The 12,808-nt window shown below is 74.8% G+C and carries 13 protein-coding genes and 5 pseudogenes; 7 read left to right on the forward strand and 11 right to left on the reverse strand.

The annotated features are described in order from the left end of the window. On the reverse strand, positions 1-257 hold a 257-nt coding region (locus tag BJF79_RS18465; RefSeq protein WP_143220023.1), incomplete at its 3' end, for a hypothetical protein. Between the two features lie 154 nt (positions 258-411). Here BJF79_RS18465 and BJF79_RS18470 point away from each other — a divergent pair. The 3 genes and pseudogenes from BJF79_RS18470 (at position 412) to BJF79_RS18480 (ending at position 3,111) form a co-directional block, all read left to right on the forward strand. Further along, the gene (locus BJF79_RS18470; RefSeq protein WP_075899086.1) at positions 412-1,107 is read left to right on the forward strand and encodes an SDR family NAD(P)-dependent oxidoreductase; all 696 of its coding nucleotides are present in this window, start codon (positions 412-414) and stop codon (positions 1,105-1,107) included. Positions 1,108-1,149: 42 nt separating this feature from the next. After that, positions 1,150-1,785 (forward strand): annotated as a pseudogene (locus BJF79_RS18475) (SDR family NAD(P)-dependent oxidoreductase); the annotation flags it as partial. Positions 1,786-1,909: 124 nt separating this feature from the next. Next, a pseudogene (locus BJF79_RS18480) lies at positions 1,910-3,111 on the forward strand (cytochrome P450). A 134-nt stretch (positions 3,112-3,245) separates the two neighbouring features. On the opposite strand, the gene BJF79_RS18485 reads toward BJF79_RS18480, so the two are convergent. From BJF79_RS18485 to BJF79_RS55540, 6 genes are all read right to left on the reverse strand, one after another. After that, positions 3,246-4,520 (reverse strand): cytochrome P450, encoded by a 1,275-nt coding sequence (locus BJF79_RS18485; RefSeq protein WP_075899088.1) that lies wholly within the window; start codon positions 4,518-4,520, stop codon positions 3,246-3,248. After that, the gene (locus tag BJF79_RS18490) at positions 4,517-5,119 is read right to left on the reverse strand and encodes a GTP-binding protein (RefSeq protein WP_075899090.1); all 603 of its coding nucleotides are present in this window, start codon (positions 5,117-5,119) and stop codon (positions 4,517-4,519) included. Before BJF79_RS18490 ends, BJF79_RS18485 begins: the two co-directional genes overlap by 4 nt. A gap of 12 nt (positions 5,120-5,131) precedes the next feature. Continuing rightward, positions 5,132-5,512: a DUF742 domain-containing protein gene (locus tag BJF79_RS18495; RefSeq protein WP_262402235.1), complete on the reverse strand. Its 381-nt coding sequence runs from the start codon at positions 5,510-5,512 to the stop codon at positions 5,132-5,134. After that, positions 5,509-5,928, reverse strand: a complete 420-nt coding sequence (locus BJF79_RS18500) for a roadblock/LC7 domain-containing protein (protein ID WP_075899092.1) — start codon at positions 5,926-5,928, stop codon at positions 5,509-5,511. Before BJF79_RS18500 ends, BJF79_RS18495 begins: the two co-directional genes overlap by 4 nt. Then, entirely contained in the window at positions 5,918-6,796 is an 879-nt protein-coding gene (locus tag BJF79_RS18505) for an ATP-binding protein (protein ID WP_143220024.1), read from the reverse strand. Before BJF79_RS18505 ends, BJF79_RS18500 begins: the two co-directional genes overlap by 11 nt. A 475-nt stretch (positions 6,797-7,271) precedes the next feature. After that, complete coding sequence (locus tag BJF79_RS55540) at positions 7,272-7,673, reverse strand: hypothetical protein (protein ID WP_158079223.1); 402 nt, start codon at positions 7,671-7,673, stop codon at positions 7,272-7,274. A 327-nt stretch (positions 7,674-8,000) separates the two neighbouring features. On the opposite strand from BJF79_RS55540, the gene BJF79_RS65670 reads away from it, so the two are divergent. Then, positions 8,001-8,246 (forward strand): FAD-dependent oxidoreductase, encoded by a 246-nt coding sequence (locus BJF79_RS65670; RefSeq protein WP_075899098.1) that lies wholly within the window; start codon positions 8,001-8,003, stop codon positions 8,244-8,246. A 10-nt stretch (positions 8,247-8,256) separates the two neighbouring features. On the opposite strand, the gene BJF79_RS65675 is transcribed toward BJF79_RS65670, so the two are convergent. Next, positions 8,257-8,430, reverse strand: a complete 174-nt coding sequence (locus tag BJF79_RS65675; RefSeq protein ID WP_316043381.1) for a hypothetical protein — start codon at positions 8,428-8,430, stop codon at positions 8,257-8,259. A gap of 273 nt (positions 8,431-8,703) precedes the next feature. Beyond that, on the reverse strand, positions 8,704-9,300 hold the full coding sequence (locus tag BJF79_RS65680) for a hypothetical protein (RefSeq protein ID WP_316043382.1): 597 nt from the start codon (positions 9,298-9,300) through the stop codon (positions 8,704-8,706). Between the two features lie 83 nt (positions 9,301-9,383). On the opposite strand from BJF79_RS65680, the pseudogene BJF79_RS18525 reads away from it, so the two are divergent. Next, positions 9,384-10,222: pseudogene (locus BJF79_RS18525) on the forward strand (alpha/beta hydrolase family protein). Between the two features lie 18 nt (positions 10,223-10,240). Here the strand turns inward: BJF79_RS18525 and BJF79_RS60630 are convergent. Together BJF79_RS60630 and BJF79_RS51115 are read right to left on the reverse strand one after the other, a co-directional pair. Then, positions 10,241-10,564, reverse strand: coding sequence for a PucR family transcriptional regulator (locus BJF79_RS60630; RefSeq protein WP_262402236.1), 324 nt, complete (start codon positions 10,562-10,564; stop codon positions 10,241-10,243). Continuing rightward, positions 10,534-11,547, reverse strand: a complete 1,014-nt coding sequence (locus tag BJF79_RS51115; protein ID WP_262402237.1) for a hypothetical protein — start codon at positions 11,545-11,547, stop codon at positions 10,534-10,536. The genes BJF79_RS60630 and BJF79_RS51115 overlap by 31 nt, the downstream gene beginning before the upstream one ends. A gap of 162 nt (positions 11,548-11,709) precedes the next feature. On the opposite strand from BJF79_RS51115, the pseudogene BJF79_RS67055 reads away from it, so the two are divergent. Both BJF79_RS67055 and BJF79_RS60635 read left to right on the forward strand, forming a co-directional pair. After that, positions 11,710-12,231, forward strand: a pseudogene (locus BJF79_RS67055) (AAA family ATPase); the annotation flags it as partial. A gap of 20 nt (positions 12,232-12,251) precedes the next feature. Then, a pseudogene (locus BJF79_RS60635) lies at positions 12,252-12,808 on the forward strand (hypothetical protein); the annotation flags it as partial.

The raw sequence follows: 12,808 nt of genomic DNA on the forward strand, positions 1-12,808 counted from the left end.
GTGCGGGGGTCCGTGCCTTGGGGCGGGCGGATCGCGCCGGGGGCGGTGGGGGTGCCGAGGGTCAGGCGGAGGTCGCCTTCGGGGCCCACGGCGACGGTGGGCGTGACGGCGTGGAGGCGGGCGAGGAGCTCGGCGACGGTCTCGCCGAGGGGGCGCAGGGACTCGGACGGGACGGCGATGCGGAGCCGGGGGCCGAGGGGTGCGGCGGGGCCGTCGAGGGTCGTCAGGTGTCGCGGGAGCGGGATCGGTGCCGGCACTGCCCCTCCAGGGTCGGTCGTGACGTGTTCCCGGTTTTCTACCACATGGTAAGTAAGTGGCTTCCCGCACACGGGTGTTCAAAACTTCGCCATATCCCTTGCGACGTGCCGTTATGTCGGTTTGCCTGGGCGTTTGTATCTCCGAGGAGGCGCGATGCCACGAAGAGTCGCGCTCGTCACCGGGGCGGCCGGAGGGATCGGGAACGCCGTGGTGGACGAGCTGGCGGGCCGCGGGTGGACGACCGCGGGGCTCGATCTGCGTCCGGCGCCGGGCGTGGACCTGCCGATCGAGGCGGACGTGTCCGATCCGGCGCAGGTGAGCGCGGCGGTCGGCCGGGTCGAGCGGACGCTGGGGCCGATCGGGGCCGCGGTGTGCGCGGCGGGGCACCACGCGATAGTCCCGGCGTCGGACGTGCACTGGGACGACTGGCGGCGGATGCTGCGGGTCCATCTCGGCGGCGTCGTGAACGTGTGCCGGGCGGTCACGCCCGACATGGCGTCCCGGGGGCGCGGGTCGGTCGTCGCGGTGTCGGCGTCGTCGGCGGTCGGCGGGGCGGACGCCCAGGCGCACTACGCGGCGGCGAAGGGCGCGGTGCTCGGGCTCGTCCGGTCGCTGGCCGCGGAGGTCGCGCCGTTCGGCGTCCGGGTGAACGCGGTCGCGCCCGGGCCGACGGACACGCCGCTGGTCCCGGACGACTCGATGCTGCGGCGGCCCGCGCACCTGCAGTCGGTGCCCGCCGCGCGGCTGACGTCGCCGCGGGAGGTCGCGCTCGCGGCCGTCCACCTGATCGAGGAGGCGACGGCGAGCACCGGCGAGGTGCTGTCGCCGAACGCCGGGGCGGTGCTCTGATGGCGCTCGCACTCGTGACGGGCGCGGGCGGCGGGTACGGCGCCTTCGATCGCGCGGCGGCTCGCGGCGGCCGGCCACCGGGTCGGGGTGAACGACCTCCCGGTCGTCGACCTGCGCGGACTCGCGGCGGAGATCGGCGGCATCGCCGCGCCGGGCGACGTCACCCGGCCGGACGGCGTGCGGGCGATGCTCGGACGGCTGGAGCGGGCGGCGGGCGAGCCGGTGGGCGTCCTGGTCGCCGCGGCCGCGCACCGGACGACCGCGCCGCTGCCCAAGCACGATCCGGACGACTGGTGGCACGTCGTCGACACCTCGCTCGGCGGGGCGTTCGCCTGCGCGCAGGCCGTCCTGCCGGGGATGGCCGAGCGCGGCGGCGGGCGGATCGTGCTGCTGGCGTCGGAGGCGGGCTTGGCCGGTCGCGCGGACGCCACCGCCCGTTCGGCGGCGCACGCGGGCGTGATCGCGCTGGCGAAGTCGCTGGGCCGGGAGGCGGCGCCGTTCGGCGTCTCGGTCAACGCGGTCGCCCCGGCCGAACCGGGCGCGCGCACGCCGCTCGGGCACGCCCCGACCGCCGCGAGGGTCGCCGCGTCCGTGGCGTTCCTCGCCGATTCCCGCCTGCCGACGCTGGTCGGCCAGACGCTGAACCTGACGGGCGGCCGCGTCCGCGCCCGCGCCTGACCGCGTCCGGTCACCGAAACCTCGCCTGGACGACATTTCGCCTGACCCGCGGAAATCAAGTCTGGACCGCGCGAATTCGGCTTTCTAAGCTCGGAAGGTCCACGACCGCGTACCGGGAGCGACCATGATTCCGGATATCCTGTCGCCCGAATTCGCCGCCGATCCGTACACCGGGTACCGCGCCCTGCGGGAGGAGGCGCCGCTCTTCTGGCACGAGGCCACGCAGAGCTATCTGATCTCGCGTTACACCGACGTCGAGCACGCCTTCCGCGACCCGGTGTTCACCACCGCGAACTACGACTGGCAGCTCGAACCGGTGCACGGACGGACGATCCTGCAGCTCAGCGGGCGCGAGCACGCGGTCCGCCGGGGGCTGGTGACGCCCGCGTTCCGCGGCACCGAACTGCGCGACACGTTCCTTCCGGTGATCGAAAGGAACGCCCGCGAACTGATCGACGAATTCCGGACGGCCGGAACGGTCGAACTGGCCGGGCAATTCTCCACCCGTTTTCCGATCAACGTCATCGTCGACATGCTCGGGCTCGACCGGACCGACCACGTGCGATTCCAGCGCTGGTACACCTCGATCGTCGCGTTCCTCGGCAACCTCGCGCAGGACCCGGACGTCGCCGAAGCGGGGCTGCGCACCCGCGCGGAACTCGCCGAGTACATGCTGCCGATCATCGCGCGGCGGCGCGCGGAGCCGGGCGACGACCTGCTGTCGACGCTGTGCCTGGCGGAGATCGACGGGACGCGGATGAGCGACGAGGACGTCAAGGCGTTCGTCAGCCTGCTGCTCGCGGCGGGCGGGGAGACAACCGACAAGGCGATCTCCGCGCTGTTCGCGAACCTCCTCGCGCACCCCGACCAGCTCGCGGCCGTCCGGGACGACCGGAGCCTGCTGCCCCGCGCGTTCGCCGAGAGACGCTCCGGTACAGCCCGCCCGTTCACATGATCATGCGGCAGCCGGCGGCGGACGTGCGGGTGAGCGGCGGGACGATCCCGGCGGGCAGCACCGTGACGTGCCTGATCGGGGCCGCGAACCGCGACCCCGAACGCTACGCCCGTCCCGACCGGTTCGACGTCTTCCGCGACGACCTGTCCACGACGAACGCGTTCTCCGCGGCCGCCGACCATCTCGCGTTCGCCCTCGGCCGCCACTTCTGCGTCGGGGCGCTGCTCGCGAAGACGGAGGTCGAGGTCGGCGCGAACCTGCTGCTGGACGCGATGCCCGACCTGCGGCCCGCCGCCGGGTTCGCGCCCGCCGAACGGGGCCTGTTCACCCGCGGCCCGGCGGCCGTCCGGATGGACTTCACCCCCGCCTGACCGGCGGCCGGAGCGGAGCTCTGCGAGCGGAGGCCGACGGTTCGGGCGGGCGCCCTTGCCGGGGGCGTGGGGGGGTCGCCCCCCACAATGACGCGCCTGACCGGCGGCCGGCGGCCGGCGGCCGGCGGCCCGTTTCAGAGCCGCCGGACGCCGGACGGGTCGAAGGTGACGGGCAGGTCCTGCAGTCCTCGCATCCAGAACGACGGGCGCCACTTCAGTTCGTCGGCCGGGACGGCGAGGGCGACGCCCGGAAGGCGGTCGAGCAGCACCTCGATGGCGGTGCGGGCGATCATCAGGGCGAGGCGCGGGCACGGGTACGGGCAGCCGTGCTCGCCGTGCCCGAAGGACAGGTGGGCGCGGCCGAAGGCGTCGCGGCGGCCGTCCGCGGGCCGCGCCTGCGGGTCGCGGTTCGCGGCGGCCAACCCCATGACCACCAAGTCACCTGAGCTGATGCGATGCCCGCCGAGGTCGCAGCCGTGCACGGCCCAGCGGCCGATGAAGTTCTGCGTCGGCGTGTCGTCCCACAGGACGCGCTGGAGCGCCTGGTCGACGCTGAGCCGTCCGCCCTGCACCGACGCGTTGAGCTGGTCGTCCTCCAGGATCAGCCGCAACGCGTTCGCGATCCAGTTCCCGGTGGGCTGCTGCGCGGCGGCCATGACCACCAGCAGGTCGATGGTGATCTCGTCGGGGGTGAGCCCGGCCGAGTGCGACAGCAGGACGGACGGGACGTCGTGGGCGGGGCGGCGCGCGCGGGATTCGACGAGCCCGCTCATCCGCGCGTGGATGCGTTCGTGCGCGCGGGCGGCGAGGTCGTCGGAGTCGAGGGATTCGGCGACGTCCCGGACCAGTGCGGGGATCTCGTGCCCGGGCAGCCCGAACAGCCGGGCGATGATCTGCAGCGGGACGCGGTGCGAGTACTGCTCGACGAGGTCGGCCCTGCCGTCCCCGGCGAACTCGGTGACGAGCGCGTCGCACTCGCGGGCGCACAGGCCGCCGAGGACGGGCGGGTCGATGGCGGCGAGCGCGTCGCCGATCGCCCCGGCCCGGCGCCGGTGCGCGTCGCCCTCGGCGAACATCACCGACGGCGTCCAGCCGACGTACGGCATCAGCGGCCAGTCGTCCGGGACGAGGTGCCAGGCGTTCCAGCGGCGGCAGTCCCGGGCGAACCGGCCGTCGTCGGCGGTGACCTGGTGCAGCTCCCGGTACCCGATGACGAACCAGGCGGGGACGTCGCCGTCCAGCAGCACCGGGACGACGGGGCCGTGCTCGCGGTGCAGCAGCCGGTAGAACGCCGCCGGGTCGGCGGCGGCGTCGGCGCCGGTCACCCGCACGACCGCCTTCCGGACGAGCAGGTCGGCGCCCTCGGGCGGCCCCGGGGCGGGGGCGGGGGCTTGCGACGGTGCGGTCATGACGCCTCCTCGCGGAGTCGGGTGAGGTACCGGACGAGCGCCACCAGCACCGCCTTGGACGAGTCGCGGGTGCGGGCGTCGCAGTCGATGAGCGGGACGCGTTCGTCCAGGCAGAGCGCGGCGCGGACGCGGTCGAGGGGCGGCCGGGCGCCGGGGAACCGGTTGACCGCGACGACGAACGGCATGTCCTGCGCCTCCAGCCGGTCGATGCAGTGGAACGAGTCGGCGAGCCGGCGCGTGTCGACGAGCGCGACCGCGCCGAGGCTGCCGCCGAACAGCCGGTCCCACAGGAACCAGAACCGTTCCTGGCCGGGCGCGCCGAACAGGTACAGCACGCGGTGCTCGTCGAGGGAGATCCGGCCGAAGTCGAACGCGACGGTGGTGCCGCGTTTCGCGCGGACGCCGGTGAGGTCGTCGATGCCCTCCCCGGCCTCCGTCATGACCTCTTCGGTGTTGAGCGGCCGGATCTCGCTGACCGAGCCGACCATCGTGGTCTTTCCGGCCCCGAAGCCGCCCACGATGACGATCTTCAGCGCGTCCCGGGCGGTGCGGCGCAGCGGCGCCTCGACGGGCGGGGGATCAAAGGTGTTCGAGTCCAACGAGGACCTGCTTCAGCGTTTCGAGGTCGCCGAGCGCGAGGGGGCGACGGCCGTGGACGGGTGGCGGACGGTGACCCGCCCGGTGTCGCGCATGTCGCGCAGCAGGATCCGCGCGACGTGCACGGGCATGTCGAGGCGGGCGGCCAGCTCGACCAGCGCGACCGGGTGGTCGCGGCACAGCCGCAGGACCGCGACCTGCTCCGCGGAGAGGCCGCCGCCCGGGTCGTCCTCGGCGACGATCAGCGCGACGACGTCCAGGACGTCCGGTTCGGCGGGACGGCCGGGGGCGGCGGGCGCTCGCGGAGCGGGCGGGTCGTCGGCCGTCCGGTCGCGGCCCCGGGTGACGGCGAACAGCCGGTCGGGGTCGTCGGCGTCGGCGGTGCGCGCGCTCATGCCCGCGCGTCGTGTTCGGGGCGGCGGGGCGCGGCGTACAGCTCGCCGCGGATCTGCCGGGCGAGTTCCTCCATCCGCCGCCCGGCGAGCCCGACGTCGGTGCCCGGCTCGGTCACCACGGCCAGATGCGCGCCCTGCCCGGCCGGGATGATCAGCAGGACGCCGCCGTGGAACTCGACCATCGACCGGCCCGCCGCGACGCCGCCGCCCGCGCCGAACTCGGCGGACGCGCTCAGCGAGAGGCTCTGCACGCCGGACGCGAGCGCCGCGAGCCGGTCGGCCCGGTCGTCGTCGAGTTCGTCGGTGTGGCTGATCCGCAGGCCGTCGCGGGACAGCACGAGGACGTGCCGGACGCCGCGGACCTTGTCCTTGAGCGAGTCGAGGAGCCCGACGAGGCCACGCGTCTCAGGTGTCATCGCTTCCTCCATCGGACGCTTCGGGCTGCTCGCTGTCGTCGCCGGCCGCGCCGCCGGGCGGACCCATGAAGGCGGCGAACGCCTCCCCCCGGTCCTCCTTCTCGACCTGCGGCGGCCGGGTCCCCATCAGCGCCCACTCCTCCGGGCCGATGGTCGCGCCGCGGCGCCGCTTGGGCAGTTCCAGGTCGCCCCACACCACGACCTCCTGCGTCTCGTCGGACGCCGGGTCGGGCGCGGGCGCTGGCGCTGGGACGGTCGCGACGCCGCCGTCCCGCGCACGTTCGCGTTCGCGTTCACGCTCGCGTTCGCGCGCGAGGACCGTCCGGCCGTCCGGGATCGGCGGCATCCCCGCGAGCTCGGCCGTCCGCCGGTCGCTCGGCACCTCGTCCTCGGAGCCGGGCTTGCCCTCGTCCGACCAGGGCCAGCGCTCGACCGGCCGGGTGACGATCTCGGCCGGGACGAACAGCACCGCGGCGAGCCCGCCGCGCGAGGACGGCCGGAAGCCGACCTTCAGCCGGTGCTTGTCCGCGAGCATCCCCACGACCGCGAGCCCGACCGCCTCGCCCGTCCAGGCGGTGCGGTCGTCCGGACGGCTCACCAGGTACTCGGCGTGCGCGAGTTCGGCGTGCCGCATGCCCATGCCCGCGTCCTCGACGGTGATGACGACGCCGGAGATCTCCTTCTCGACGTACACGGTGACGGGGCTGTCGTGCAGGGAGAACACCAGCGCGTTGTCGATGAGTTCGGCGAGCGCCTGGATGACGCCTTCGGCGTGCGGGCCGCAGACGGCGCGGTCGTGGTCGGTGATGTAGCGGACGCGCCGGAAGTCCGCGCAGCGGCCCATGGCGCTGCGGACGATCCGTTCCATCGGGATCGGCTTCTGCCAGCGCGTCCGGACCGGCCGTCGCACATCGTCGCGACGCTGTCGGCGAGGCGTCCGAGCTGGGAGACCTGGTGGTCCAGGTCCATGATCTCCCAGAACACGTCCGTCTCGTCGTAGCGGAACTCCATCTCGTACAACTGCCGGAGCAGGCGCCGGACGGCGGCCTGCATGCGGGCGGCGGTCAGCGCGCAGTTCGCGGTGACGCCCCACTGCCAGCGCCGCTGGTGGGCGATGGCGCCGCCGATCTCGTGCGCGAGCCGCTGGAACGTGCCGGTGGCGGGCCGGTCGAGGTCGGCGATGATCTCGTGGACGAAGTCGACGCGCTCGGGCATCCGGGTGCGGAACTCCGGCAGGACCGTGCCGGTCAGCCAGCGGACGTCGGCTTCGAGGGCGGCGGTCTCGGCCCGCGCGCGCTCGGCGTCGGCGCGCGGGCCGCCGCGACGCCCTCGACGACGATGGCTCAGCAGGCGGGCGAGGGCGGGGTCGGGCGTCTCGGGCAGGTCGGCGAGGACGGTCTCGGGCGCGGCGCCCTCGCGGAGCCCGGCGACGAGCAGCGGCAGCGGCCCGTCGACGAGGTCGCCGAGCCGCCGCTCCAGCCCGCCGTCCTCGTCCTCGGCCACGGCCAGGTGGCGTCGAGGCGGCGCGCGACGCCCGCGTGGTAGACGGCGGCCGCGGCGGCGACGCACAGCGCGAGGATCAGCCCGCCGCCGACCGCGGCGACCGGTGTGCGGTCGCCCGGACCGGCGGCCAGGACGGCGGCGAACCAGCCGGCGCCGCCGGCGAGGATCGCGACGAGCAGGAATTGGAGCGCGCGTTCGAGTGCGTCGCGTTCAATGCGGGAACGGTCTGCTTGAATTGCCATCCATCATGTCCTTTTCGAGGCGGCTGATGGGACCGGACCGGTGAGGACCCGCCGGGGCGGCCCTCCGTTCGGGGTGGCCACCATGATGCAGGAGAGCGCGTCGTGTGGAGGTGCGGTCGGCGAAATCGCACGAATAACCCCGCGACAGAATGCCCTTGAAGCACCTTGTCCGACATTTACGACAAGGTCCTTTACTGCCCGGAACGAATGAGTCGGGACGATGTGACCGGCCTCACGTCCGGGCCGATGTCACAACCGCCGCGCCGAACCCGTCGTCCGGGTGAACGTCCGGGAGACGCCCGGGCGACCGCACGGCGGAGGGTCCTGATGAAGAGTGAGATCACCGTGATCGGCGGCGGCGTCGCCGGGCTCGTCGCGGCCATCGAGTGCGCGGAGGGCGGCGCGTCCGTCACCCTGCACGAGGCGCACCGCACGCTGGGCGGCCGGGGCCGCGCGACCCCCGCGCCCACGTCGCCACCGAGGCCCGCACGTCTCTACGCCGACGCCCGCACTGGACGTGGCTCACCGAACGCGACCTCGTCGGCCCCCTCGGCAAGTACAACCGGCGGATGATGTCGCGCACCTACTTCCGCGCGGACGACCGGCTGCGGCGCGTCCCGCCCGCCGGGTTCCTGCGGATGGCGGCCCGGACGCCCTTCCTGCGGGCGCCCGCGGACCGCGACTTCCGCTCGTGGGCGGCCGGGCGGTTCGGCGAGCGCACCGCCGAGCAGGCCGCGAACGCGATCTCGGTCGTCACCTACGACGCCGACACCGGACGGCTGTCCGCCGCGTTCGTCTGGGACCTGATCGGCCGCGTGTTCGCACCGAAGCGGCCCGCCGTCCGCTGGCCCGTCGGCGGCTGGCAGGCGGTCCTGGACCGGCTCGCCGCGCACGCCCGCGAACTGGGCGTCCGGATCGAACTCGGGTCGCGCGTCACCGGCCTGCCCGGCACCCCCACGATCGTCGCTACCGAACTGGCCGCCGCCCGCGCGCTGCTCGGCGACCCGTCCCTGACCTGGGAGAGCGGCCACTACGCGATGCTGGACCTCGCCGTCCGCGACGACCCCCGCGACGCGTTCATCGTGTTCGACCTGGACGGCGGCGGCTTCCACGAGTCGTACTCGATGCAGGACCCGAGCACCGTCCCGGCGGGCGAGCAACTGTTCCAGCTCGGCATGCCGATCGGCGCGAACGCGGACGCGGACGGCAACGGCGACGGGGCCGGGGGCAGGGCCGGTGCCGCGCGCCGGCTCGAAGCGCTCGCCGACGCCGCCCTCCCGGGCCACCGCGACCGGACGACCTGGTCGCGCACCGCGACCGCCCGCGGCCGCACGGGCGCGCTCGACCTGCCCGGCCGGACGTGGCGCGACCGTCCCGCGATCGACCGCGGCGACGGCGTCTTCCTCGCGGGCGACATGGTCGCGGCGCCCGGCATGCGCGGCGAGATCTCCATCAACAGCGCCGTACGGGCCGCCGCCGGTGCGCTGCGCGCCGCGAACCCGTCCACGGCGCGTCGAGCACTGAGCCGGGCGCGGCACGGGGCGCGGCACGGGACGGCGGCGGCTCCGGGGCCGGACGGACGACGGGTGATTTCGCCGATGTGGCGGCGGCGGGAGCGTGCGGACAATGACCGTCGTCCGGGAGCCATTCGGGCTCCTCCCCCCGGAACAGGAGCACATCGACGTGAAGGCAACCAGACGTGCGGTGCAGATGCTGGCGGGCGCCGCACTCGCCGCCGGCCTCTGCGCCGTTCCCCAGACCGCGCTCGCGCAGGAGAACCCCTACGAGCGCGGCCCCGACCCCACCCAGCAGAGCATCGAGGCGAGCCTCGGCTCCTACGACGTCGCGGAGGACAGCGTCTCCGGGCTGTTCGTCAGCGGCTTCGGCGGCGGCACGATCTACTACCCCGAGGACACGGACGAGACGTTCGGCGCCGTCGCGATCTCGCCCGGGTTCACCGCGTACCAGAGCAGCATCGCGTGGCTCGGCCCGCGGCTGGCCTCGCGGGGCTTCGTCGTCATGACCATCGACACCAACACCACCCTGGACCAGCCGGACAGCCGCGGTGACCAGCTCCTCGCCGCGCTCGACTACATGGTCGAGGACAGCGACGTGTCCGACCTGATCGACCCGAGCCGGCTCGCCGTGATGGGCCACTCGATGGGCGGCGGCGGCACGCTGGAGGCGTCCCTGGACCGTCCGTCGCTGCAGGCCGCCATCCCGCTGACCGGCTGGGACCTGCGCAAGGACTTCTCCGACAGCCAGGTGCCGACCCTCGTCGTCGCGCCGAGAACGACCTGATCGCGTCGGTGAGCCAGCACTCCGAGCCGTTCTACGAGAGCCTCCCGCCGGAGAAGGCGTACCTGGAGCTCGCGGGCGCCTCCCACTTCGCGCCGAACACCGCGAACACCGAGATCGCGGTGTCGAGCATCGCTTGGCTCAAGCGCTACGTCGACAACGACACCCGCTTCACCCAGTTCATCTGCCCCGGCCCGGACACGGGCTGGCTCTCCGACGTCTCCGAGTACCGCAGCACCTGCCCGATGTAGCCCGTTCCCTCCCCGACCTCATCGCAGGGGCCGTCCGCCGCGCGCGGGCGGCCCCGCCTTGTGCGCGGCGGGCCCGAGCCCGGGGCCGGAACCGAGGACGGGGGCCGGAGCGGTGGACGGGACGGCGCCCTGGGCGTCCGCACCGGAACCGTGCAGCCGGACGGCGCTGAGCGCGAGCACGAGCTCCACCAGGTCGCTCGGGCGGGCGAGCCGCCGCCGCGTCAGCTGCTCGATCTTGCGGAGCCGGTTCAGCACGGTGTTGCGATGGCAGAACAGCCGCTCGGCGGCGCGCGCGGCGGAACCGCCGCAGTTCAGCCAGGTGTCCAGGGTGCTGAGCAGCACCTCCCGGTAGGCGGGGTCGACGGCTTCGAGGCCGCCGAGCGCGACGTCCCCGAGCCGTCCGGCGAGGCGCGGCTGGGACAGCACGAGCGCGTCCGGCAGCCGCCGGTCGAGCCGGGCGATCTGCGGGCCCGGCCCGTGGCAGGTGCGCAGCGCCAGCTCCGCCAGCCAGCGGGCGGTGCCGAGGTCGGCGAGGCTCTCGGCGACCGGGCTGACGCCCGCGTGCCCGCGCGTGCACGGGCCGAGCGCGGCCACCAGGTCGTCCAGGTCGGCGGTGCCGAGCGCGACCAGCGCCACCTGCGCGTTCGCCCGCATCCGCCACAGGAACCGCATGCCGCCCGTTTCGCGGGGCCGCGGGTCGACGTCGGTCTGAACCCGCCGTCGGCGCGCAGCATCGCGACGGCGTACCGTCCGTTCACCGGCAGCCCGAGGACGGTCGTGGCGGTCCCGAGCAGCCCGCCGTCGGCGCCCTGCCCGTCGAGCAGCGCGTCCACGATGGCGTGCATCCGCTCCTCGCTGCGGCGCGCCAGCTCGAACTCGGTGCGGTGGTAGGCGTCGGCGGCGGCGTCCGACTGCTGGTCGATGGTGTCCCACGTGCGGGTGGCCTGCCGGACGAGCGCCGGGATGTGCTCGGGATCGTGGCGGCCGACGGCCTCCACGACCGCCTCCCAGAACACCCGCCCGGCGAGCCGGTAGCCGCGCAGGACGTGTTCGAGCGGCTCCCCCTGCCGGGCGCGGCGCTCGCCGAGCCGGCGCGCCCAGTCGAGGTCGGCGCGGCCGCCGGACGGCTGCAGGATCGCCTCGAAGCCGTGCCCGAGGCCGGTGTGGCACACCTCCCACATGTCGCCGAGCACCGCCTCGGGACGGTCGCGGCCGTCCTCGCCCGCGAGGATCTCGCCGGCGAGCCGGTCGGCGAGTTCGGGAAGCCTGTCCTCCAGGCGGAGAACCGCCTTGCGCAGGACCGTGCCGTCGGCGTCACCCGTCATGGGGGTCACCTCCAGGGCCGAACGGGGGCATCATGGTCCCACCCTCCACGCGCGCGCGACCACAAGCGGGAGCGCGGACTGTGCCATTGCACAATGCGACGCTTTCAGGATTGCACCCGCGCCCTGTAACAGAACGCCGCTCTGGACCCGTCCGGTCGCCCCGTGCTGACCTATGGGCCCGCCCAGAGGGAGAACCGGCATGACAGTGCCACAGGGAACAGTGTCACAGGGACGAGAACCGTTGCACGGACGCGTACCCGAGCTGGACGCCATCGGGGAACTGCTCGACCGGGCCCGCGACGGCCGCGGCGGCGCCCTCGCGATCGTCGCCGACGCCGGCCTGGGCCGGACCGCGCTGCTGGACGAGGCGGTGCGCCGCGCCGGTCCGGGCGTCCGGGCGATCGCCGCGTCCGCGTCGCGCGCGAGTCGGACGTCCCGTACGCGGGGCTGCACCGGCTGCTGCGCCCGCTGGCGGCGCAGCTCCGGCGGCTCCCGGACGAGCACCGCGAGGCCCTCGCGGCCGTGTGCGGCGGGCGCGGCGGCGCCGAACCGCTCGCCCTGTACGCCGCGCTGTGCGAGCTGCTCGCGCTCGCGTCGCGCGACGGCCCGCTGCTCTGCCGTGTCGACGACGTCCAGTGGCTCGACGAGGTGTCGCTGGACGCGCTGGCGTTCGCGGCGCGCCGCGTGCAGGACTCCCCGTCGCGGTGCTGCTGGCCGCCCGCGACGACCGGCCCGGCCTCGCCGGGATCCCGCACCTGCGGGTCGGCCCCCTCGACGAGGAGGCGAGCCTGCGGGTGCTGCGCGACACGATCGCGACGCGGTCGCCGGGCCGCACGCCGACGCGATCGTCGACCTGGCCGACGGCCGTCCCCGCGCGATCCGCGACCTGGCCGCCGCGCTCACCCCCGGGCAGTTGTCCGCCGCCGCGCCGCCCCGCGTCGCTGCCGCCCGGCAGCCCGCTGCGGACCCTGCACCGCACCCGCTACCTGCGGCTCCCCGAGGGGGCGCGGCGCCTCGTGCTGCTCGTCGTCGCCGACGAGTGGGTCGGCGCCGGGACGCTCGACCGGGCGGCCGCCGCCGCCGGGATCGGCGCGTCCGACGTCGAGGCCGCCCGCGAGTCGGGGCTGCTGCGGTTCGAGACGGACGCGGTGACCGTCCGGGACCGGCTGGTCCGGTCGTCGCTGTGGGCCGACGCCGCCCGCGCCGAACGCACCGCCGCGCACGCGCTGCTCGCCGAGGTGCTCGTCCACGACTCCGGGAG

This window comes from Actinomadura sp. CNU-125 (assembly GCF_001942465.1).
GTDB lineage: Bacteria > Actinomycetota > Actinomycetes > Streptosporangiales > Streptosporangiaceae > Spirillospora.